Source organism: Amycolatopsis roodepoortensis, from assembly GCF_024628825.1.
GTDB lineage: Bacteria > Actinomycetota > Actinomycetes > Mycobacteriales > Pseudonocardiaceae > Amycolatopsis > Amycolatopsis roodepoortensis.
Window position 1 is genome coordinate 6,278,839 of the sequence record NZ_CP102415.1, and the last position, 19,942, is coordinate 6,298,780.

Here is a 19,942-nt window from a genome sequence, read left to right on the forward strand (position 1 = left end):
CCGAGCCGCCGGGCAGCGGGAACGCGGTTATGGTGCCGGTGATGTCCACTGTCACCGCCCCTTCCCGTACCGGCCGCCGGGCCGATCTGATCGCCGTGGGGTTGGCGATGCTCGTGGTCGCCGCCGCGATCGCGGTCGGCCTCCACTACAACCGGCCCGGTTCCGGCGTGGTGATCTACGCCTTCGCGCCGCCGCTGTTCGGGTTGTGGCTGCCGCATGTGGGGCCGGGTTCGGTGGCCGCGGTCGTGCTCGCGCTCGTGGTCGTCACCAAAGGTCCCTTGCTCGCCGCCCGGCTGCGGTGGCGTCCGCTGCTCACGCTCGGCTACGTGACCGCGCTGGCGTGGACGTTCTCGCTGGCGATGATCGATGGGTGGACGCGCGGTTTCACCGGCAGGCTCACCACGGAACACGAGTACCTGCACGAGGTCCCGGGGATCACCGACATCCCGAAGATGCTGGCCGGGTTCTCCTCGCGCATCCTGGACTTCCAGCCGGATTCGTGGACGACGCACGTCTCCGGGCATCCGCCGGGCGCGACGCTGGTCTTCGTCTGGCTCGACCGGCTCGGTCTGCAGGGCGGCGCGTGGGCTTCGACGGTCGTCGTGCTGGCCGGCTGCCTCGCGGTGGTCGCGGTGCCGGTGACGCTCTCCGCGCTGGGCAGGCAGGACGCCGCGAGGACTGTCCTGCCCTTCGCCGTCCTGACCCCGGGCGCGATCTGGATCGGTGTCTCCGCCGACGGTCTCTTCGCGGGGGTCACGGCGACCGGGATCGCGCTGCTGGCACTCGCCACGCGACGGCGGATCCTCGCGCTCCCCGGTGGTCTGCTGCTCGGGTTCGGGCTCTTCCTGTCCTACGGTCTCGTGCTGCTCGGCGTGATCGTGCTGGCCGTCGTCGTGCTGACCCGCGAATGGCGGATCCTGCTCCTCGCCACGGCGGGCGTGACCGTGGTCGTGGTGGCGTTCGCGCTGGCCGGGTTCTGGTGGCTCGACGGCTACCACCTGGTGGTCGAGCGCTACTACCAGGGGATCGCGACGCTGCGCCCGTACTCCTACTGGGTGTGGGCGGATATCGCGGCGGTGCTGATCGCGGTCGGCCCGGCCGTGATCGCCGGGACGCGGCGTGCGGGTGCGGAGTTCCTCGCCGAGCCGAAACGGTCGTTCCGCGAGCCGGTCACCCTCATCGTGGTGGCCGCGGTACTGGCGATCGCTTTCGCCGACCTGTCCGGCCTGTCGAAGGCGGAGGTCGAACGCATCTGGCTACCGTTCGAGGTGTGGCTGCTGCCCGCGGTGGCGCTGCTGCCGTCGAAGGGACGGCGGTGGTGGCTCGCCGCGTCGGCGGCGACGGCGCTGGTGGTGAACCATCTGGTGCTGACGAGCTGGTGAGGTGGACGACATGACAGAGCAGGGCCGCGTACTCGTGGTCGACGACGACGAGACCGTGCGGGACGTCGTCCGGCGGTACCTGGAGGTCGCGGGCTTCGAAGTCGACGTCGCCGGGGACGGCACCGAGGGGTTGCGGCTGTTCTCCGCGACCGGGCCGGATCTCGTGGTCCTCGATGTCATGATGCCCGGCCTCAACGGGCTCGAGGTGTGCCGTCGCCTGCGGCAGGTGAGCCAGGTGCCGGTCGTGATGCTGACCGCGCTCGGCGAGGAGGAGAACCGGATCGCCGGACTCCAGCTCGGCGCCGACGACTACGTCACGAAACCGTTCAGCCCCAAGGAACTCGCGTTGCGCGTGGCGTCGGTCCTGCGGCGGGCGCGGATGCCGCGGCCCGAACCGGCGGCGCGCGTGATCACCGACGGCGACCTCGCGTTGCAGATGTCGGCGCGGCAGGCGGCCCTCGGTGGCGTGGAACTTCCGCTGACGAGCCGGGAATTCGATCTGCTCGCGTTCTTCCTCACCCATCCCGGTGTCGCGTTCTCCCGCGCCGATCTGCTGGAGAAGGTCTGGGGCTGGGACTTCGGCGACCAGTCCACGGTGACCGTCCACGTGAGACGGTTGCGAGAGAAGATCGAGAAGAACCCGGCGAAACCCGTCCGCGTCGCCACCGTGTGGGGCGTCGGCTACCGGTACGACCCGGTGCGGCGATGATCGGCTCCGGTGAGTCGTTCGGCGAGATGCTGGCGCACGCCTGGCATATCCTGCCGTTCGCGCTGATGTTCGCGTTGCCGGTGATGGTGCTCGGCGGTCTGGCGCTGTACCTGCTCCGGCGCGGCTCGCTGGCCAGCACGATGACGATCCTCGTGCTGATCCCGGTGCTCGCGACGCTGATCGCGGTGCTCGGGATCAGCGGGTTCATGTTCACCCCGGCGCTGACCACGATGACGCTGGTCTGTGTGCTGGTCGCGCTGGTGACGGTGCCGGCGGCGCTCGTGCTCGGCCGCGCGATCGCGCGCCGCAGTGTGTGGGAGCGGGAGGCGCGGGAACGGGAGCGCGCGGCCGAGGCGTCGCGGCGCGAACTGGTCGCGTGGATCAGCCACGACCTGCGGAGCCCGCTGGCCGGCATCCAGGCGATGGCCGAGGCCGTCGCGGACGGCGTCGTCGCCGACCCGATCGAGGTCACCGGCTACGCACGGCGGATCAGCGGCGAGACCACGCGGCTGTCCGGCATGGTCGGCGACCTGTTCGAGCTCTCACGGATCACCGCGGGCGCGCTGCAGCTGACGATGGCCGCGGTGCCGCTGCGCGACGTCGTGAGCGACGCCGTCGCCGCGCAAGCACCGCTCGCCGAGCAGAAACGCGTGCGGATGATCGAGTACGCGAACGTGTGGCCGGTCGTCTCCGGCAGCGACCCGGAACTGGCGCGGATCGTGCGCAACCTGGTGTCCAACGCCGTGCGGCACACGCCGCCGGACGGGACGGTCGCGGTCCAGATCGGCATCGAGGGCGGCGAGGCGCTGCTCGCGGTCTCCGACGGCTGCGGCGGGATCCCCGAAGACGAGATCGGGCGGGTCTTCGACGTCGCGTTCCGCGGGACGACGGCGCGCACCCCCGAGCGCGGCGGGCTGGCGAGCGGCGGCGGGCTCGGGCTGGCGATCGCGAAAGGCCTCGTCGAAGCCCATCGCGGCCGCATCGGCGTCCGGAACGACGGGCCCGGCTGCCGGTTCGAGGTCCGGCTCCCGCTCGCCATGCCCTGACCGTGTCAGCGGCGTGTCACCGCGGTGTCAGGGCGGGCCGCGATCGTTGCCGCCATGACGACTTCAGCGAAGCGATTCTTCCGGCGGGCCGGGCTCACCGCGGTGGCGGCCGCACTGCTGGCCGGGATCACGCCCGGCGTGGCCGCCGCGGACAAGGGGCGGGACCGGCCGGACCTGCGGGCGATGGCCGAGCAGATCGTCGCCTCCGGTTTCGCCGGGACACAGCTGCGGGTGCACGACGCGCGCGGCGACTGGACCGGCAGCGCCGGGGTGCGCGAGCTGGGCTCGGCCGCCAAGCCCCCGACGAACGGGCGGTTCCGGATCGGCAGCAACACCAAGACCTTCGTGTCCACCGTCGTCCTGCAGCTGGTGGGCGAGGGCAAGGTGGGCCTGGACGCGCCGGTGGCCGGGTACCTGCCCGAGTTCGGCCTCGACCGGCGGATCACGGTGCGGATGCTGTTGCAGCACACCAGCGGCCTGTTCGACTACACCGGCGCGATGCTGCCGGACGGCACGATCGTGCCGGGAATCCCCTTGACCGGTAAGGAGTTCCTGGACAACCGGTTCCACACCTACCGGCCGGAGGAACTGGTGCGGTTCGGCCTGTCCAAGCCGCCGCTGTTCGCGCCGGGCACGGACTGGACCTACACGAACATCAACTACGTCCTCGCCGGGCTGGTGATCGAGAAGGTCGCCGGCCGTCCCTACGGCGACGAGATCCAGCGGCGGATCCTGCGGCCGCTCGGGCTGCGCGACACCGTGGTTCCCGGCACCTGGCCGGGCATCCCCGGGCCGCACGCCCACGGCTACTACCGCTACGAGGAGAAGCCCGGGCAGTGGAAGACCGTCGACATCACGAACCAGAACCCGTCGTGGGCGTCCAGCGCCGGTGAGCTGATCTCGACCACGAAGGACCTCCACACGTTCTTCTCCGCGCTGCTGGGCGGAAAGCTCCTGCCTGCCCCGCTGCTCGACGAGATGCGCAAGCCGCACCCGAAGGGCGGCTACGGCCTGGGCATCTACGTTCAGGAAGCGAGCTGCGGCACCGTCCTCAAGGGCATGGGCGGCTTCCACGGCTTCGGGACGGTGATGGCCAGCACGCCCGACGGCAGCAGGACGTTCGAGCTCTCCATGACCTACGGCGACTCGGCCGCCGATCTCGGGCAGGTCTACAACAAGGCCGACCAGCTGCTCACCGACAAGGTGCTGTGCGGCAAGTAGGTCAGAGCCGCAGGAACCCCATCTCCGGGAAGTGGGCCGGCGCGATGAGCGCGCCGGTCTCTTCCGCTTCCGCGAGGAACCGCTGCCGGGTGCGGAGCGCGAGTTCGGGGTCGACGTCGCCGAGGAAGCCCACTCGCGTGTCCGTCAGCTGCGCGGGCGTGTGCAGGACGTCGCCGAGCAGCAGCAGGCGCTCGTCGTCCGCGGTGACGTCGAGGACGTAGTGGCCGGGCGTGTGCCCGGGGGCGTGCCGCGCCACGATCCCGGGCGCGATCTCGACGGTGTCGCCGCTGATCGCCTCGGTCAGCCCCGCGCCGCGGGCGGTCTCCATGCCGACACGGCTCCATTCGCCCGTCCCGGCGGGCTCGATCAGCGCGTCCCAGTCGAGCCGGCCGAAGACGACCTGAGCGCCGGGGAAGGTCAGTTCGCCTTCGGGCGCGATCCAGCCGATGTGGTCGTTGTGCAGGTGGGTGAGGAAGACGGTGTCGATCTCGTCGACCGGGCAGCCCGCCTTGTCCAGCGCGGCCGCGAGGTCGCCGCCCGTGCCCATCGGCGGGGTGGGGTCGCCCTTGGCGGGCGTCATCCCCGGCGGGAAGGTGAATTCGCGCGGGCCGAGGCCGGTGTCGACCAGGATCGTGCGGCCGTCGCCGCGGATGAGGTACGCGCCGGTCGGGACGTGCACGGTGCCGTCCTCGTCGAAGATCTCCGGGTGGGCCTCGGGGTCGAGACCCGGGAAGAACGCGAGCGGAAGCCTGATCAGACCGTCCCCGAGCGCTTCGATCTCGATGTCTCCGACGGTGATGCCCACCAAAACCCCCAAAAAAGCCGATTCCGTTGCCGGGAACGACAACCGGCGGAGGGCCCGGTCTGTTCCCGGTTTCAGAGACCGGCCGGTTCCCGCAGCTCAGCGGTGGCGAACCCGGCGATGCCCTCGGCGAAACCGGTACGCGCGGTGAAGCCGAGCAGTCGCCGGGCGCGGGCGGGGTCCGCGACGACATGCCGGACGTCGGCGGGTCGGGCGCCCCCGGCGATCATCGGAGACGGCCCCCCACAGGCCTTCGCGAGTTCCTCGGCGAGTTCGCCGACGGTGTGGGGCTGGCCGGAACAGATGTTCAACGGTGTCAGGTCGCCTTCGGGCCCGTCGGCGCGCAGCGCCAGGACGTTCGCCCTCGCCACGTCGTGGACGTGCACGAAGTCGCGCTGCTGTTTCCCGTCCTCCAGCACGATCGGCGCTTCGCCGCGCAGGAGCGAGGAACGGAACAGCGACGCGACGCCCGCGTACGGGGTGTTCTGCGGCATCCGCGGCCCGTAGACGTTGTGGTAGCGCAGGGCCCAGACCGTTCCGCCGGTTTGCCGGGCCCACGCCGCCGCCAGATGTTCCTGCGCGAGCTTGGTGGCCGCGTAGGTGCTTCGCGGCCGCAGCGGCGCGTCTTCGGGGACCAGGCGCCAGTCGAGTTCGGCGCCGCAGGTGGCGCACGACGGCTCGAAGCAGCCGGCGTCCACATCGGATCGCTTCCGCGGCGACGGCGGCACGATCCCGTGGATGGGGCATTCGTAGCGGCCTTCGCCGTAGACGACCATCGACGAGGCGAGCACCAGCTTCCGGACCCCGGCCCGGTGCATCGCGGCGAGCAGGACGGCGGTCCCGTAGTCGTTGTTCAGCGCGTACGACGGCGCGTCGGACGGATCGACGCCGTGCCCGACCACGGCCGCCTGATGGCAGACCGCGTCGACGCCGTCCAGCAGCTCGGCCACCAGTTCGGGGTCGGTGACGTCGCCACGCAGGAACCGGTGGCGGCCGGTGTACCCCGGCGGATGCGGCGAACCGTGCGCGGTGCTCAGAAGGTTGTCGAGGACGACGACCTCGTCACCTTGATCGGACAGCAGATCGGCGATGTGGGAGCCGATGAATCCGGCCCCGCCGGTTATCAGTGTTCGCACCGTCCCGACGCTAGGGGCGATCCCGGGCGGCGGCGCCGGATCGCGGGCTCACGTCAGGGAATCGTCACAACTACGCGGCACCGCTGAAGCGAAGATCAGCCGAAACCGGATACGGTGTGACCATGGAACGGAGCGCACAACGGCTGGGCCGCGCACTGGTGGTCATCGTGGACGATCGGGTCGCCCACGGCGAACACGAGGACAACACGGGACCGCTGGTCACGGAGCTGCTCGAAGAGGCCGGGTTCATCGTCGACGGCGTCGTGGTGGTCGAGGCCGAGACGGCCGCGATCCGCAACGCGCTCAACACCGCGGTGATCGGCGGTGCCGACCTGGTGATCACCGTCGGCGGCACCGGGGTCTCGCCGCGCGACCGCACCCCCGACGCGACGGCCGGGGTGCTCGACCGCCCGATCCCGGGCATCGGCGAAGCCCTGCGCGCCTCCGGTCTGGCCGCCGGCGCGGTGGACGCGGGGATCTCCCGCGGGCTCGTCGGCGTCTCCGGCAGCACGCTGGTGGTCAACCTCGCGGGTTCGCGCGCGGCCGTCCGCGACGGCATGGCGACGCTCTCGTCGCTGGTGCCGTACGTGATCGACGAGCTGTCCGGGCTCGAAGAGGCCTAGTTTTCAGAGGCTCGGTTTTCAGGGGCCCCGCGTTCAGGAGGCGGGGTCCTTCGGGGCGGGTCCGGGTTCGGTCCCGGGCTCGCCCTTCTTGTCGTGGTGCAGCACTCCTTCCACTTTTTCGGTGACCTGGCCGATCTTGTCCTCGAACCGGCCGCCGGTGACCTTGTTCGCCCCGGCCGACGCCGCCGAGACACCCTTGGCCGCCACGTCGCCCGCCTTCTCGGCCAGCGGCCCGGCCTTCTCGCGGACTTCGCCCGCGACCTCTTCCGCTTTGTGGATGGCCTGCGCGGCCAGCCCCTTCGCTTTGTCGACGATGCTCATGCGCTGATGGTCCCACCGGCGGGCGGCCCCCGCGACCGGTGCGAAAATGGGTGTCATGCCAGGTGAAGACGAGGACAAGCGTTCCTCCGCGGCGGAGAAACGGCGGGTCGACGAGATCTTCGGCGACGTCCTGCCGGACACGACCTCCGACGAGCGAGAGCCGGGGCAGCGCACCCCGGACTCCGACTCGTGGTTCCTGGAGAACCGGCCGCCTCATCACGACCGGTGACCCGGGTCAGTTCGCGCGGTTCTGCTGCGCGCGCAGCAGGTCACGGATCTCGGTGAGCAGTTCGACGTCGGTCGGCTCCGAGGGGCCGGCCTCTTCACCGCGCTTGCGCCGCTCCTGGACGTGCTTGACCGGCAGCACGATCACGAAGTAGACGACCGCGGCCACGATCACGAAGTTGATCGCCGCGTTGATCACGCCGCCGAAGTCCATGAACGTCGAGTCGTTCGCGCTGAGGATGTTGAACCCCAGCCCCTTGGCGGCGTCCGAGCCGCCGATGGCGTTGATCAGCGGTTTGATCAGGCCGTTCGTGAAGGCCGTGACGATCGCTGTGAACGCGGCGCCGATGACCACCGCGACCGCGAGGTCGACGACGTTCCCGCGCATCAGGAAGTCCTTGAAGCCCTTGATCAAGACGCTCTCCTCTTTCACCTGGGACGGTTCGCCGACCGTCCCTTCTCCATACCGGGGGGACGCAGGCGCCCGCCGCCGCAGGGCAGGCGCGAGCTAGCGGAGGGTAACCGTTATGGACCGTTCCAGCGAGGTGGCCGCGACCCGTGTCGCGATGGCGGAAGGCAGGGAAAGCAGCACCAAAGGTCCCTTGCTCCCGGCACGGGGCGAGGTCGGATCGCGGGTGCTCTGCTCGCCCACCGCGGCCACGACGGCCGCGCTGGCCAGCACGGACGCCTCGCGCCCGGCTTCGGCGGCCGCGACGACGTCGACGCGGCGGCCCGGCCTGAGCAACTCCGCGACACCGGCGTCGGCGAGCCTCACCGGCACGGTCGAACTCTCGGGATCACCCGATCCGGGGATGCCCGCGTCCAGCAGGCGGACGTCCGTCAGCGGTTCACCCGCCCGCGCCGCACCGACGAGCATCCGCCCCTCCACCGAGGAAGGCAGGCCGGTGGCGCCCTGTGGACGGATGTCGTCCGGGAGGCCGACGAGTTTGACGTCCTCGGCGCGCAGCAGCGAGCCTGCCGGGAGGTCGCGGGCGGAGACGACGGTCGCGGTGCCGGGCGTGCCGCGTGCGGACGCGGGCAGGAACAGCGCGATCAGGCCGCCGAGCAGCAGGGAAAGGGCGAGCCAGCGGCGGAGCAGCCGGGCCGGCCTGCCGTGGAGTCTTCGCAGGACGGGCAGTTGATGGAGCACGGGATTCCCCCTCGTCGATCGGTGTTGATCTCGACGTTAGGGGCGGGCGCGCTGCCCTGGAAAGAACGAAAACCCCCGGCTGTGGATAACCGGGGGCCTGTGGACAACTCGGGACGTCAGGAAGCGGCGGCGGCCGTTTTCGTCGTACCCGTGGAGGAGGATGTCGCGCTCTTGGTCTCCGGCTTCGACTCGCTCTTCGACTCCGTCTTGGTCTCGGACTTGGCCGGGGCCGAGGTGGTGCTGGCCTTCGAGTCACGCGAGTCGGTGCGGTAGAAACCGCTGCCCTTGAAGACCACGCCGACCGAGCTGAAGACCTTGCGAAGCGGGCCCGAGCACTGCGGGCACACGGTCAAGCTCGCGTCGGAGAACGACTGCACGGCCTCGAAAGCGTGGTCGCATTCCTTGCAGGCGTACTGGTAGGTGGGCACTGCTGCTCCTTCGTGCATTGGCACTCAGCCGACAAGAGTGCTAACGCCCTACGGTACCGGGGCATTCCGACGCAGGTCAAACAAGGTTTCCCAAGGTCACATGACGACCTGGTCACGCCCTCTGTTCCGTACCTGTTCCTCGCCGGACCGAGGTCGGCTCTGGTCCAGGGTACGAGCCGTCATGAGCTGGGCGGTCTCCGAGCGTGCCGCCTGAGGGGCTCGCCTTCCTGCTCAGTGCTCACTCTGGCGGCCTCTCCGGCTGCCCCGTGTGCCTGTTTGCCCCGCTTCCCTCGCCCCTGCCGTCTCTAGCGCCAGGGTCGGTCGCGTCAAGGCATGATCTGGCCATGTGGCTCCTGGGTCTCCGTCGTCGTTGGTGGCGCGCAGCGCGTGCTGCCCAGCGGCGTTCGCGCCGCGCTCATCGATGCGAACGTGGAGATTCGGCCGCCCGGCTCACGGCTACCCGCAACACCGGCAGGCATGGTCACCGCCATGTACGGCATGAGCTACGGCCAAGCCCGCCGGGTTCTGCCGGCTGAGGGTGTTCGACTTCGAGGGTGCGTACCAGTGAACCCGGCCGCTCAGCGCCCGCGGGGTCACGGTCGCGGGCGCTGAGCGTTCCGGCGAGTCGGGGCGGTGCCACGGCTCCGCTTCCGGGGATCGTCAGCCGGGGTGCGAACTGGGGACTCGACCCCCGGTCCGCGGCGGCGCCCTTTCTCGTCCGTCAAAAGTAACCTCCGGCGCCGCCGCCCGGCCTCTTCCCGATTGCGTGGCGCGCCGTCTGTAAAGGGTGTCGTCTCACCTCCGATCGGAAAGGCTCGAATATGGCGGACGCGAAGCGCCGCAGGAAATCGACGTGACCTTCACCGCCGAAGTCGTTCCTGATTCCAATAGCGGCCTGCCCTGGGTGAACATGCAGGAATCCGCCGAATTCTCCGGTGCTGGAATGGCCGTCGAGGTCGGCGGCACCGTGGGCGGTCACGACCACGAGGCGACCAGGTCACCGTGCGCCTGATCAGGAGGATTTCCTGAGAAGAGCGGGCCGGGCGCGGGCTGGAGTGTCCACAAGGGACGAAAGAAGCTCGCGAACCCGCCGGTCCATGTCGTCCCGTAGCGGCCGGATGCCGACGATTCCTTCGGTTTCCGGGTCGGGGACGACCCATTCGACGTATCTTGTCCCTTCGGCGACCGGATAGGTCTCGCAGCCCATGGTGATCACGATGTCGGCCGCCGCCACGTCTTCGTAGGTGACCCGGCTCGGCACCTCGCCCGAGATGTCGACGTCCCATTCCGCCAGCGCGCCCGCCACCAAGGGATTGATCCGCTCCGCCGGGTCGCACCCCGCGGACCGCACTGTCACCCGGCCGAATCCGTGATGCTTCAGCAACGCGGCCGCCATCTGCGATCGGCTCGCGTTGTGCACGCACACGAAAAGGATATCCGTCATCTTCTCGCCCGCTCTCCTCGGTTTCGTGGCCTGCTCCCGACGTTACCCGTGAAAATCTCATTCGTGGGATATGCGGAAAAGAGGCGCAATCGAGGAGAAGTTCACCGTTCCGTCCCACTCGCAGTCTTGAAGAAGAAGACGGTATAAGGGTGGTGACACACTTCGGCCGGTGTTCGAAATGGACGGCAGGGGTGGTCGATGACCGAGATACGGGTGCACGGCGCCGTCATGGCGCACCCCCGGCGCCGGGCAGAGGCGGAAGCACTCGCGCGACTCGATCCCGCCGGTGCGACGCGGGTCGTCCTGGACCCCGATCCGGACGGGCCGCCGACGGCCGCGCGCACCACGAGACTGGCCTGGAGCGGCGTTCCCGACGACGCGACCCACTTTCTCGTCCTGCAGGACGACGTCCGGCTCGCCGACGGCTTCTTCGAGCACGCGCGGAAGGCGGCCGGGCGGCTGCCCGGCGACGCGATCGCGTTCTACGCCAACTGGAACTCGCGCAACGGCGCGGCCGTGCGGATGGCCGCGGCCGCCGGTGCGGACTGGGCGACGGGGGTCAACGAGTACGCGCCCTGCGTCGCGTTGATGCTGCCGGCCGAGATCGCGCGCGGATACGCCGGATACGCGGTCCGCGACGGTGACCGGTGGCCGTGCGACGTGCTGATGTTCCGCTATCTCAAGGCAGTGGGGACACCGATCCGCATCGCGGTGCCGAACACCGTCGAACATTCCGGCCTGCCCAGTGTCGCCGGCAACGACGCGCACGGTCTGCGGCGTTCCGCGTGTTTCTCCGCGGTCGCCCCCGCGACGGTCGGTGACGTGCTCGCCGAGCATGAAGTGATCCCCTTCCACAAACACCTGACTTCCGAATGCGCCGTACGCGGCGACGGGTACTGGGAGTACCTCGGAACAGAACGGCTCCTGCGGCGATCGGGGATTTCGCCGCAGGAGTGCAGAACGGGGTTCGAACGCGGCTCGGACCTGTCCGAAGCCGCCTGGCAGACCTGGCTGACCGCGTTCGCCATGGGACTGTCCACTGTGGAACACAGTAGTGCGGTGCTTGACCAGGCGCTGGCGACCATCGGCCCGGGCGGTCTCTGCGATCGGCTCCTGGCGTCCGAGATCGAGGCGATCACACCCTCGCACCACGACGTCGCCGTATGGGGTTTCGCGGCGGGGCGTGATCGAGCGGGCAGGCCCCGGCGGCCACGCCGGGGGACCGGGATCCGGATCGCGATCACCGGCCCTGGCGGCCCGCTCGCCGAGCACCTTTCCGGACTGCTGACCGAACTCGGCCACGACGTCGTCGACAGCGCGAGGGCCGCCGAGGGGACGAGGCGCGTGCACCTCGGCGACGTGGCGGATCCCGGCGACGTCTTCCGCGCGATCGTCGACGCCGGATCGCGTGAGCACGTCCTGCGGTTCGCGACGCCGATCGGGCCGCATACCTCGACGGAAACCCTGGTGGCGCACTGGATCGAGCTGGCATGGACCCGGCGGCCGCTGCCGGTCGACCCCGACCGCGTCCACCAGTTCACCGACGTGCGCGACATGGCGAGCGCGATCGACGCGGTGCTGACCGGCGGACCTGTCGCGCCGGTGTACGACATCGCGACGGCGACCCTCACCGGGAATGAACTGGCGAAGGTCGTCTGCGCCGCGGTTCGCGCCGTGCCGACCGAAGTCGTCACCGCCCCGTCGGACACGCGCGTGATGAAGCTGGGCCTCGCGGCCGCGGAACTCGGCTGGACGGCCACGATCCCGGCCGAGGAAGCCGTCCGGGCCTTCGGCAAATGGCTCGCCTACGACGTGGACCGGGTCCGATGAGGATCCTCGTCGCGGGCCCCGTCCCCGAAACCAGCGACTACGGCAACGGCGTCACCGCGCGCCGGTGGGCGCGTCTGCTGCGGAACCTCGGCCACGAGGTCCGGGTCGCCCAGGACTACGACGGCGAGCGCTACGACCTGCTCATCGCCTTGCACGCGCGCAAAAGCGAGGCCGCGATCCGCGCCTTCTCCGCTGCTTGCCCGGACACGCCGGTCGTGATCGCGCTGACCGGCACGGATCTCTACCCGGACCTGGTCACCGGGGGCGTCGACCTGGGCTTGCTCGGACGAGCCACGCGGATCGTCGTCCTTCAGCCGCGAGGACTCCTCCAGGTTCCGTTCGGGCTTCGCGGCCGTACCAGGGTGATCACCCAGTCGATGCCGCCGATTCCGGGCGAGGCACCGGCGGAGGACCGCTTCGAGGTCGCGTTCCTGGCACACGCCCGGCCGGTCAAGGATCCGCTGCGGCTGAGCGAGGCGGTGCGCCTGCTGCCGTCGTCGTCGCGGATCACCGTGACCCATGTCGGCGGCGTGCGCGAGGACGACGTCGGCGAGCGGCTGCGTGCCGAGTCGGCGGAAAACCCGCGCTACACCTGGCTCGGCCCGCTGCCGCGACCCGAAGCGCTCGCCGTCCTCGCCCGCAGCCGCCTGCTGGTGCTGACGTCGCTGCACGAGGGCGGGGCGAACGTGGTCACCGAAGCGCTCGCCGCCGGGGTCCCGATCGTGTCCACCCGCGTCCCGGGTTCCGTCGGGCTGCTCGGTGAGGACTACGCCGGCTACTTCCCCGTCGGTGACACGGTCGCGCTCGCCACCGTGCTCGACGACGCCGAGCACGACCGCGACGGGCTCTACACGCGGATACGGCGGCAGTGCGCCGCCCGCCGCGCTTCGGCGGATCCGGAGCGCGAAACCCAGGCATGGCAACGACTGCTCGCCGAAGCGGTGCCGGCGAACTCCGGATACGAGGGAGTGCGATGAAACTCAGGAAGAGCGTTCCGAAGGTCGGTGGTGGCGGGGTGCACCGGGAATTCACCGCCGAGCAGACCTACACGCGGATCGAGCCGCATCTGCGGCGCGCCGGGGTCACCCGGGTCGCGGAGATCACCTGGCTCGACCGGGTCGGCATCCCGGTCTACAACGCCATCGCGCCGCGCTCCAACGACATCATCTCCGTCTACAACGGCAAAGGTCTGACGAACATCGACGCCAGGACGTCCGCGGCGATGGAGGCGATCGAGCGGTTCTCCGCCGCGCTCCCGGTGCGGCCGCGGGTCATCGCGTCCTACGAGGAGCTGGTCGCCGAGGGCCGCACGGTGCTGGATCCGCGCGAGAACAACGCGGAGCTTTCCGCGCACTACCGCGACGATCTCCCGATCTCGTGGGTCGAGGCGTACGACCTGATGAACGAAGAGTCCGTCCTCATCCCGCAGGCGTCCGCCGTCTACGGGCTGAAGTTCCATGAACCTCCTTGCTACAAGGTGCTTTCCACCAATGGCCTGGCGTCGGGGAACAGCCTCGAAGAGGCCATCTGCCACGCGCTCACCGAATTGATCGAGCGCGACTCGATGACCAACGCGGAACTCGTGAGCAGCCAGCTGGCGCAGGTGCTGGAAAAGGGCATCTTCGTCGAGCCTCAGCCCGAGCACATCACGTCGTACCTCAGGGAACTCCACCCGCACGTGGACCTGGAAACGCTGCCGCCGGTCGCGAAATCCCTCGTGGACAAGTTCCACGACGCCGGGCTGAAGATGCGGATCGTGCACATCACCTCGGATCTGGAGATCCCGAGTTTCCTCGCCGCCACCTCCGAAGACCTCGGCCCGACGACGTCGCAGGGCCACGGCGGATTCGGCACGCATCCCGACGCGAACGTCGCGCTCATCCGCGCCATCACCGAATGCGCGCAGGGTCGCGCCGTCGACATCCAGGCGATGCGCGAGGACATCCGGCTCCCGACCGAGAACGTGTCCAAGTACCAGAACCACGTCCAGCGGTCGGCGACGATCGACAAGGGCGCGTGGGCCTGGCAGCCGATGCGCAAACAGGTCGCGTTCGACGAGATCCCGTCGTGGACCACCGACGACGTGATGACCGACATCGAGCTGATCCTGGACCGGATCCGCGCCGCCGGTATCGACCGCGCGCTCGCCGTCGACCTCTCGCCGCCGGGGATCCCGGTGAGCGTCGTGCGGGTGATCGTGCCGCGGCTCGAATCGTGGGCCGTCGACCACTGCAAGATCGGCCCGCGTGGCGCCGCGGTCTGGAACGACACGCTGCTGGAACTCTCCGCCCGGATCCGGGCCGCCGAACTTTCCAAGCCCGCCTAGGAGATCGTCATGCGCGCAGTGGTTTTCATCGGCCCGAGCATCGACATCGAATCGGCTTCGGCCGAACTCGACGTCGAGTTCCTGCCGCCGGTCAAACGGGGCGACCTCGCCGGACTGCTGGCCAGGCCGGAGCCGCCGGAGGCCATCGGCATCGTCGACGGCCGCTTCTTGCAGAGCCTGTGCGTCTCGCCGAAGGAGGTGCTCGAAGCGATGGACCGCGGTGTCACGATGTTCGGTTCGTCGAGTATGGGCGCCTTGCGCGCGGCGGAATGCTCGCCGTTCGGCATGGTCGGCGTCGGCAAGATCTACGAGGAGTACTTCTCCGGGCGGATCGATGCCGACGACGAGGTCGCCGTCACCTACGACGAGGAGAACCTCTCGGCGTTGTCGGAGCCGATGGTGAACATGCGGTTCGCCATCGCCGCCGGCATCGAGCAGGGCGCGTTCGCCCCCGGGACGGGCGAGCGGTTCCTCGAGATCGCCAAGGAGCTGTACTTCCCGCAGCGGGTCAACCGGACCGTGCTCATGCTGCTGCGCCGGGAGATCCCGGAGGACGAGCACGCCAGGATCGCCGCCTTCTTCGCCGGCGGGGCCCCCGACACGAAACGCGAGGACGCCCTGCTGCTCCTCGCGGCGATGCGGGACTTCCTCGACCCGGCCGCCGTACCGCAGATCAAATCCGCCGACGTCCGAGGTGCGCTGTGAACATCGACCCGTCTCTCGCCCCGCTGGCCGGGTTAAGCCCCGACCAGCTGGAACGGTTCCTGGAGGCCGTGCGGACGTCGTCCGACGGCGTCCAGGGCACGCTGGAATCCCTGACCATGACGATCATGACCTCGATCGAATGACCGCGGCGCCTTTGGCGGAGGAGGGTGTCACACCGTCGAAGGCGGGCATCTTCTCCAGGGAGTACCGGGCGAGCACGATCGGCTTCGCCTGCGTGATGTTCCTCGAAGGGTTCGCCGCGCTGGCGCTGGTCACCACCCTGCCGGTGGCGGTCGGCCAGCTCGACGGGCTCCACGTGTACGCGCTGGCGCTGGGCGGGTTCGTCACGATGAGCCTGTTCGGCAGCGTGCTGGCGGGCGAGATCGCCGACAAACGCGGGCCCCGGCTGCTGCTGATACTCGGACTGGGCCTGTTCCTTGCCGGGCTGCTGGTGGCGGGAACCGCGACCACGATGTGGCAGCTGATCGCCGGACGCTGCGTGCAGGGTTTCGCGAGCAGTGTCGTGGTCGTCGGGCTCAACGTCACCATCGCGCAGTCGTATCCGTCGAAGCTGCGGCCGAAGGCGCTCTCGCTGATGAGCACCTGCTGGATCGTGCCGTCGATGATCGGCCCGGCGATCGCCGGGACGGTCACCGAGCTGCTGTCGTGGCGGTGGGTGTTCTTCGGGCTGGCGATCCTGGTCTCGGTCGCTTCCCTGATCCCGCTCGGTTTCCTGCGGCGGCTCAGCCCGGTGGCCGACGACGAACGCGCGACGCCGCCGGGTCTCGTGCGGGCCGCGGCGATCGTCGCGGTGGCGGCGGGGATCCTGCACTTCGGCGCGTCCGGATTGGACCTGACACATCTCGCGTTCGCCGCCGTCGGCGTCGTCGCGCTGGTGATCAGCGTGCCTCGGCTGCTGCCGGAAGGGACGCTCCGCGCGGCCAGGGGCATCCCCGCCGCGATCCTGCTGCGGGGGCTCAGCGCGGGCATCTACTTCACGCTGGAGTCCTACATCCCGCTGATGCTGATCAACCAGCGGCAGATCTCGGTGACCGTCGCCGGTGTCTCCTTCACCGGGGCGACGCTGCTGTGGGCGGGCGCGGCCTGGCTGCAGGGGCATCCGTGGGCCGAGGTGCCCCGGCACCGGTTGGTGCTGCTCGGTTCGGTGGTGATCGCCGGATCGAGCGTGATCGCGATCTTCGGCGTGTTCGGGTTCGTGCCGCCGCTGACCGCGAGCGCCGCGCTGATCGTCGCCGGATTCGGGATGGGGCTCGTGATGCCGAGCTTGACGGTGCTCGCCTTCGACCACTGCCCGCCGGAGGACCAAGGCCGGTACTCGGCCGCCATGCAGGTGTCGCAGGGCCTCGGGAGCGTGGTGCTGATCGGCGCGGCGGGGGCGCTGTTCAACGTCGGGACGGCCGTCGAGTACCCCGGTGCGCTGGTCTACGGCGTGGTCTTCGGGTTCGTCACCCTCGTGGCCGTTCCCGCCTGCCTGCTGGCACTGCGGAGCCGGGTGACCTGACCGATCGGACGAATGCCGCCCGCCGGGTGCGGACCGATCCCGATCAGCTCCGCACCGGCGGAGATGCCCTGGTGAAGAGCGGTCGCTGACGATGGGGACATGGACATTTCCCTTTCGCCCGCGGCCGGATCGGGCCGCCGGGCGGCGCGAAACGCGCGGGCCGCACGCCTGCCGTCGCTGACCGGGATGCGCTTCATCGCCGCGCTCGCGGTCTTTCTCTCCCATCTCACCCTGGAGAACCTGTTCGCCGACGACGGCGTCCAGAAGTCGATGACGGCGATGTTCATCCAGGGCGGTTTCACCGGCGTCGGATTCTTCTTCGTGCTCAGCGGATTCGTGCTGGCCTGGTCCGCACGGGAGAAGGACACGGCACGGACGTTCTGGCGGCGTCGGTTCTTCAAGATCTACCCGAACCACGTCGTCACCTTCGTCGCGGCGGCGTTGCTGCTGGGCTTCGTCGCGAACGAGACCTTCGACCCCGGGACAGCGGCGCTGAACCTGTCGTTGCTGCAGGCCTGGGCGCCGGTCAACGGCGGCTTCAACATCGTCTCGTGGTCCCTTTCCTGCGAAGTGCTGTTCTACCTGTCGTTCCCCTTGCTGTTCCGGTACATCCGCCGGATCCGGCCGGACCGGCTGTGGTTTTGGGTGGGCGTGGTCGTCGCGCTGATCCTGCTCGTCCCGCTCGCCGCGACCTCCCTGCCGAACGAGCCCTACCTCTGGTACGCGGAGACCTCGGTACCGCGGTTCTGGTTCGTCTACGCGTTCGCCCCCGTACGCCTGCTCGACTTCGTGTTCGGCATCCTGCTGGCGCGGGTCGTGCTGGAAGGGCGCCGCCTGCCGGTGGGATTCGGCTGGGCCGCTGCCCTTTCCCTGGTCGCCTACGCGACGGCGCCGTTGTTCCCGATGACCTACAAGCTGACGGCGGTCACCGTGGTGCCCCTCGGCCTGCTCATCGCGGCGGGCGCGGTGGCCGACCGTGACGGGAAACGGACCTTCCTGGCCGGCCGCCGGATGGTGTGGCTCGGTGAAGTCTCCTTCGCCTTCTACATGGTGCATTGGCTCGTGCTCACCTTCGGGGTGAGGTGGATCGGGGACGAATGGGGGACACCGGCGGCGCTGGGGGTGACCGCCCTGCTCTTCGGCGTGACGCTCGTCTTGTCCTGGCTGCTTTACGCGGGCGTGGAACGACCCGTCATGCGGCGCTTCTCCACCCGGCGCAGACCGCGGTTCGTTGTGTATCGGCAAGATCCGGCTTCCGCGAAAACCGCGGCACCGGCACCCACGGTGAGGATGGAAGACCATGGCTGAAGAACTCGACAGTTTCCCGTTCCCGCAGGGCCCCCGGGGCCGTCCCGTCGAAGACTACGAGCACCGTCTGCGGGAATGCCCGCTCGGCAACGTACGGCTCCAGAGCGGCGACGTGGCGAGGCTCGCGGTCCGGTACGACGACGTCGTCAAGGTGCTCAGCGACCAGCGATTCAGCCGGAACCTCACGTACGAGGGGGCGCCGAGGCAGGCCGACGGTCTCGATTTCACCGTCGACCCCGACATCATCATGAACATGGACCCGCCCCGCCACACCCGGCTGCGCCGCCTGCTGGCGGGGACCCTGACCCCGCGCAAGGTCGAGGAGTGGCGGCCAAGGGTGCGCACCATGGCGAACAAGATGATCGACGGGCTCGATGGTCCGGTCGTCGACGTGGTGAGCACGGTCGCGTTCCCGTTCGCCGTCGAGGTGATCAGCGAGGTGATGGGGGTACCGGGGATCGACGCCGAGCGGATCCGGCACTGGTCGGATCTCCTGCTCCCGTCCGGCGGCCTCGGGATCGAAGAGCAGACCGCGGCGCTGATGGAGTTCGCGGCGTACTGCGTCGAACTGATCGAACAGGTCCGCCACCTGCCGGGCGACGGCGTGCTCCAGACGATGATCCAAGCGCGGTACGAAGGCGACCGGCTCACCGACGACGAGCTGGTGCGCAACACGATCGGCATGTTCCTCGCCGGGCACGAGACGACCGGATCGGTGCTGTCCCGTGCGTTCCTGCGGCTGCTGGCCCCGCGTGAGCACTACGACCGCCTGGTCGCCGAGCCCGGTCTGATCCCCAGCGCGGTCGAGGAACTGCTGCGCGTCGAGGTACCGGGGGACGGTGCTCCGCTGCGGGTCGCGTTGGAAGACGTCGAGCTGGCGTCCGGGACGATCCGCAAGGGTGAGGCGGTCGTCGCGTCCTTCGTCGGGCCGAATTACGATCCGACGATCTACGACGCCCCGCGGGAGCTGCGCCTCGACCGGGACGAGAAGGCCCATCTGACCTTCGGCCGCGGGGTGCACTTCTGCCTCGGCGCGAACCTGGCGAGGATGGAGATGCAGGAACTGATCGGCGCCTTCGTCGACCGGCATCCGGATCTCTCGCTCGCCGAGGACCCGGACGAGGTCGAGTGGACCGACAGCGCCTTCAAGCGGCCGTCCCGGCTGCTGCTGAACCTGCGCTGAGCAAAGACGAAGGGAGCTTTCCCCGCGTGAGACGCGAGGAAAGCTCCCTTCGTCATGTGGGAGCCGGGAGACCGGCTACCACTGCCACCGGGTGGGCGTCCCGGTGAAGTCCTCGGCCCGCATCCCGAACGCCCAGGCCGGCCGGATCGCGACGACGGCGTTGACGTCCGGGTCGTAGCTGTAGGCCGACGAGTACTTCGCGTTGGCCGTTTCGACGAACGTGGCGATGGCCTCCGGGTCCGTGACGAACTCCGCGACGCCGTCGAGGACGACCGGGTCGAGCGCGTCGTCGATGGTGACGGTGCAGCGCGGGTCGGCGCGCAGGTTGCGCATCTTGCGCGAGGTGTGGGTGCTGCCGAACCAGAGGGCCTCGCCGTCCCAGGCCGCCCACACCGGCATCACGTGCGGCCTGCCGTCGGGCCGGACGGTCGCGACCCAGTAGTTCATCGTGGCCCGGAGTTTGTCGTCGGCCCAGGACCAGGGCAGCAACCCGGCTTCACACTGTTGGGTGCCGTAGCCGGGCATGTGCGGACGGCCTGCCTTCAGCGGTTCTCGGATACCAGTGCTCATTTTCCCTGCTT

23 protein-coding genes are annotated in these 19,942 nt (G+C 69.7%); 15 read left to right on the top strand and 8 right to left on the bottom strand.

What is annotated here, in order from left to right; all coding sequences use genetic code 11:
- The first annotated feature begins 29 nt into the window (after positions 1-29).
- From NQK81_RS30070 to NQK81_RS30085, 4 genes are read left to right on the top strand one after another with little or no spacing between them, the layout of a single operon-like run.
- Entirely contained in the window at positions 30-1,382 is a 1,353-nt protein-coding gene (locus NQK81_RS30070) for a hypothetical protein (RefSeq protein WP_257484169.1), read from the top strand.
- Positions 1,383-1,392: 10 nt separating this feature from the next.
- Entirely contained in the window at positions 1,393-2,091 is a 699-nt protein-coding gene (locus tag NQK81_RS30075; RefSeq protein ID WP_034305757.1) for a response regulator transcription factor, read from the top strand.
- Positions 2,088-3,137, top strand: a complete 1,050-nt coding sequence (locus tag NQK81_RS30080; RefSeq protein WP_257484171.1) for a sensor histidine kinase — start codon at positions 2,088-2,090, stop codon at positions 3,135-3,137. The genes NQK81_RS30075 and NQK81_RS30080 overlap by 4 nt, the downstream gene beginning before the upstream one ends.
- Positions 3,138-3,191: 54 nt before the next feature.
- Complete coding sequence (locus NQK81_RS30085; protein WP_257484172.1) at positions 3,192-4,358, top strand: serine hydrolase domain-containing protein; 1,167 nt, start codon at positions 3,192-3,194, stop codon at positions 4,356-4,358.
- A 1-nt stretch (position 4,359) separates the two neighbouring features.
- Here the strand turns inward: NQK81_RS30085 and NQK81_RS30090 are convergent, their stop codons facing one another.
- Both NQK81_RS30090 and NQK81_RS30095 read right to left on the bottom strand, forming a co-directional pair.
- Positions 4,360-5,163, bottom strand: a complete 804-nt coding sequence (locus NQK81_RS30090) for an MBL fold metallo-hydrolase (RefSeq protein WP_257484173.1) — start codon at positions 5,161-5,163, stop codon at positions 4,360-4,362.
- A 71-nt stretch (positions 5,164-5,234) separates the two neighbouring features.
- Positions 5,235-6,296 carry an NAD-dependent epimerase/dehydratase family protein gene (locus NQK81_RS30095; RefSeq protein ID WP_257484174.1) on the bottom strand — a complete coding sequence of 354 codons (1,062 nt, stop codon included), beginning with the start codon at positions 6,294-6,296 and terminating at the stop codon, positions 5,235-5,237.
- A 122-nt stretch (positions 6,297-6,418) separates the two neighbouring features.
- Between NQK81_RS30095 and NQK81_RS30100 the strand changes: the two genes are divergently transcribed.
- A complete protein-coding gene (locus NQK81_RS30100) occupies positions 6,419-6,919 on the top strand; it encodes a MogA/MoaB family molybdenum cofactor biosynthesis protein (protein WP_005155592.1) in 501 nt (166 codons plus the stop codon).
- A 33-nt stretch (positions 6,920-6,952) separates the two neighbouring features.
- Here NQK81_RS30100 and NQK81_RS30105 read toward each other — a convergent pair whose 3' ends face one another.
- Complete coding sequence (locus tag NQK81_RS30105) at positions 6,953-7,240, bottom strand: Rv0909 family putative TA system antitoxin (protein ID WP_185927365.1); 288 nt, start codon at positions 7,238-7,240, stop codon at positions 6,953-6,955.
- A gap of 55 nt (positions 7,241-7,295) precedes the next feature.
- On the opposite strand from NQK81_RS30105, the gene NQK81_RS30110 reads away from it, so the two are divergent.
- Positions 7,296-7,469, top strand: coding sequence for a hypothetical protein (locus tag NQK81_RS30110; protein WP_257484175.1), 174 nt, complete (start codon positions 7,296-7,298; stop codon positions 7,467-7,469).
- Positions 7,470-7,475: 6 nt separating this feature from the next.
- Here the strand turns inward: NQK81_RS30110 and mscL are convergent, their stop codons facing one another.
- The 3 genes from mscL to NQK81_RS30125 all read right to left on the bottom strand — a co-directional run bounded on the left by mscL (position 7,476) and on the right by NQK81_RS30125 (position 9,043).
- Positions 7,476-7,880: a large-conductance mechanosensitive channel protein MscL gene (gene mscL / locus NQK81_RS30115; RefSeq protein WP_126736847.1), complete on the bottom strand. Its 405-nt coding sequence runs from the start codon at positions 7,878-7,880 to the stop codon at positions 7,476-7,478.
- 93 nt (positions 7,881-7,973) lie between these two features.
- Positions 7,974-8,615 carry an SAF domain-containing protein gene (locus NQK81_RS30120; RefSeq protein ID WP_257484176.1) on the bottom strand — a complete coding sequence of 214 codons (642 nt, stop codon included), beginning with the start codon at positions 8,613-8,615 and terminating at the stop codon, positions 7,974-7,976.
- A 116-nt stretch (positions 8,616-8,731) separates the two neighbouring features.
- Entirely contained in the window at positions 8,732-9,043 is a 312-nt protein-coding gene (locus NQK81_RS30125; protein WP_126736849.1) for an FmdB family zinc ribbon protein, read from the bottom strand.
- Between the two features lie 853 nt (positions 9,044-9,896).
- Here NQK81_RS30125 and NQK81_RS30130 point away from each other — a divergent pair.
- Positions 9,897-10,055 (top strand): hypothetical protein, encoded by a 159-nt coding sequence (locus NQK81_RS30130; protein ID WP_257484177.1) that lies wholly within the window; start codon positions 9,897-9,899, stop codon positions 10,053-10,055.
- On the opposite strand, the gene NQK81_RS30135 is transcribed toward NQK81_RS30130, so the two are convergent.
- Positions 10,056-10,487 (bottom strand): arsenate-mycothiol transferase ArsC, encoded by a 432-nt coding sequence (locus tag NQK81_RS30135; protein WP_257484178.1) that lies wholly within the window; start codon positions 10,485-10,487, stop codon positions 10,056-10,058.
- 198 nt (positions 10,488-10,685) lie between these two features.
- Here NQK81_RS30135 and NQK81_RS30140 point away from each other — a divergent pair, with 198 nt between their 5' ends.
- The 8 genes from NQK81_RS30140 to NQK81_RS30175 all read left to right on the top strand — a co-directional run bounded on the left by NQK81_RS30140 (position 10,686) and on the right by NQK81_RS30175 (position 19,361).
- Positions 10,686-12,317, top strand: coding sequence for an NAD-dependent epimerase/dehydratase family protein (locus NQK81_RS30140; RefSeq protein ID WP_257484179.1), 1,632 nt, complete (start codon positions 10,686-10,688; stop codon positions 12,315-12,317).
- A complete protein-coding gene (gene senB / locus NQK81_RS30145; protein ID WP_257484180.1) occupies positions 12,314-13,294 on the top strand; it encodes a selenoneine biosynthesis selenosugar synthase SenB in 981 nt (326 codons plus the stop codon). Before NQK81_RS30140 ends, senB begins: the two co-directional genes overlap by 4 nt.
- Entirely contained in the window at positions 13,291-14,643 is a 1,353-nt protein-coding gene (locus tag NQK81_RS30150; RefSeq protein WP_257484181.1) for a YcaO-like family protein, read from the top strand. The genes senB and NQK81_RS30150 overlap by 4 nt, the downstream gene beginning before the upstream one ends.
- A gap of 9 nt (positions 14,644-14,652) precedes the next feature.
- Positions 14,653-15,348, top strand: a complete 696-nt coding sequence (locus NQK81_RS30155) for a TfuA-like protein (RefSeq protein ID WP_257484182.1) — start codon at positions 14,653-14,655, stop codon at positions 15,346-15,348.
- Positions 15,345-15,491 carry a hypothetical protein gene (locus tag NQK81_RS30160; protein ID WP_257484183.1) on the top strand — a complete coding sequence of 49 codons (147 nt, stop codon included), beginning with the start codon at positions 15,345-15,347 and terminating at the stop codon, positions 15,489-15,491. The genes NQK81_RS30155 and NQK81_RS30160 overlap by 4 nt, the downstream gene beginning before the upstream one ends.
- Positions 15,488-16,870 carry an MFS transporter gene (locus NQK81_RS30165; protein ID WP_257484184.1) on the top strand — a complete coding sequence of 461 codons (1,383 nt, stop codon included), beginning with the start codon at positions 15,488-15,490 and terminating at the stop codon, positions 16,868-16,870. Before NQK81_RS30160 ends, NQK81_RS30165 begins: the two co-directional genes overlap by 4 nt.
- A 99-nt stretch (positions 16,871-16,969) precedes the next feature.
- Positions 16,970-18,178: an acyltransferase family protein gene (locus NQK81_RS30170; RefSeq protein WP_257484185.1), complete on the top strand. Its 1,209-nt coding sequence runs from the start codon at positions 16,970-16,972 to the stop codon at positions 18,176-18,178.
- The gene (locus tag NQK81_RS30175; RefSeq protein ID WP_257484186.1) at positions 18,171-19,361 is read left to right on the top strand and encodes a cytochrome P450; all 1,191 of its coding nucleotides are present in this window, start codon (positions 18,171-18,173) and stop codon (positions 19,359-19,361) included. Before NQK81_RS30170 ends, NQK81_RS30175 begins: the two co-directional genes overlap by 8 nt.
- A gap of 75 nt (positions 19,362-19,436) precedes the next feature.
- On the opposite strand, the gene NQK81_RS30180 is transcribed toward NQK81_RS30175, so the two are convergent.
- Positions 19,437-19,931 (bottom strand): TIGR03618 family F420-dependent PPOX class oxidoreductase, encoded by a 495-nt coding sequence (locus NQK81_RS30180; protein WP_225949358.1) that lies wholly within the window; start codon positions 19,929-19,931, stop codon positions 19,437-19,439.
- Positions 19,932-19,942 lie beyond the last annotated feature (11 nt).

Coding starts and splice junctions, on each gene's coding strand:
- NQK81_RS30070 (WP_257484169.1), top strand. CDS start 30: ATGGTGCCGGTGATGTCCACTGTCACCGCCCCTTCCCGTACCGGCCGC.
- NQK81_RS30075 (WP_034305757.1), top strand. CDS start 1,393: ATGACAGAGCAGGGCCGCGTACTCGTGGTCGACGACGACGAGACCGTG.
- NQK81_RS30080 (WP_257484171.1), top strand. CDS start 2,088: ATGATCGGCTCCGGTGAGTCGTTCGGCGAGATGCTGGCGCACGCCTGG.
- NQK81_RS30085 (WP_257484172.1), top strand. CDS start 3,192: ATGACGACTTCAGCGAAGCGATTCTTCCGGCGGGCCGGGCTCACCGCG.
- NQK81_RS30100 (WP_005155592.1), top strand. CDS start 6,419: ATGGAACGGAGCGCACAACGGCTGGGCCGCGCACTGGTGGTCATCGTG.
- NQK81_RS30105 (WP_185927365.1), bottom strand. CDS start 7,240: ATGAGCATCGTCGACAAAGCGAAGGGGCTGGCCGCGCAGGCCATCCAC.
- NQK81_RS30110 (WP_257484175.1), top strand. CDS start 7,296: ATGCCAGGTGAAGACGAGGACAAGCGTTCCTCCGCGGCGGAGAAACGG.
- NQK81_RS30135 (WP_257484178.1), bottom strand. CDS start 10,487: ATGACGGATATCCTTTTCGTGTGCGTGCACAACGCGAGCCGATCGCAG.
- NQK81_RS30140 (WP_257484179.1), top strand. CDS start 10,686: ATGACCGAGATACGGGTGCACGGCGCCGTCATGGCGCACCCCCGGCGC.
- senB (WP_257484180.1), top strand. CDS start 12,314: ATGAGGATCCTCGTCGCGGGCCCCGTCCCCGAAACCAGCGACTACGGC.
- NQK81_RS30150 (WP_257484181.1), top strand. CDS start 13,291: ATGAAACTCAGGAAGAGCGTTCCGAAGGTCGGTGGTGGCGGGGTGCAC.
- NQK81_RS30155 (WP_257484182.1), top strand. CDS start 14,653: ATGCGCGCAGTGGTTTTCATCGGCCCGAGCATCGACATCGAATCGGCT.
- NQK81_RS30165 (WP_257484184.1), top strand. CDS start 15,488: ATGACCGCGGCGCCTTTGGCGGAGGAGGGTGTCACACCGTCGAAGGCG.
- NQK81_RS30170 (WP_257484185.1), top strand. CDS start 16,970: ATGGACATTTCCCTTTCGCCCGCGGCCGGATCGGGCCGCCGGGCGGCG.
- NQK81_RS30175 (WP_257484186.1), top strand. CDS start 18,171: ATGGCTGAAGAACTCGACAGTTTCCCGTTCCCGCAGGGCCCCCGGGGC.
- NQK81_RS30180 (WP_225949358.1), bottom strand. CDS start 19,931: ATGAGCACTGGTATCCGAGAACCGCTGAAGGCAGGCCGTCCGCACATG.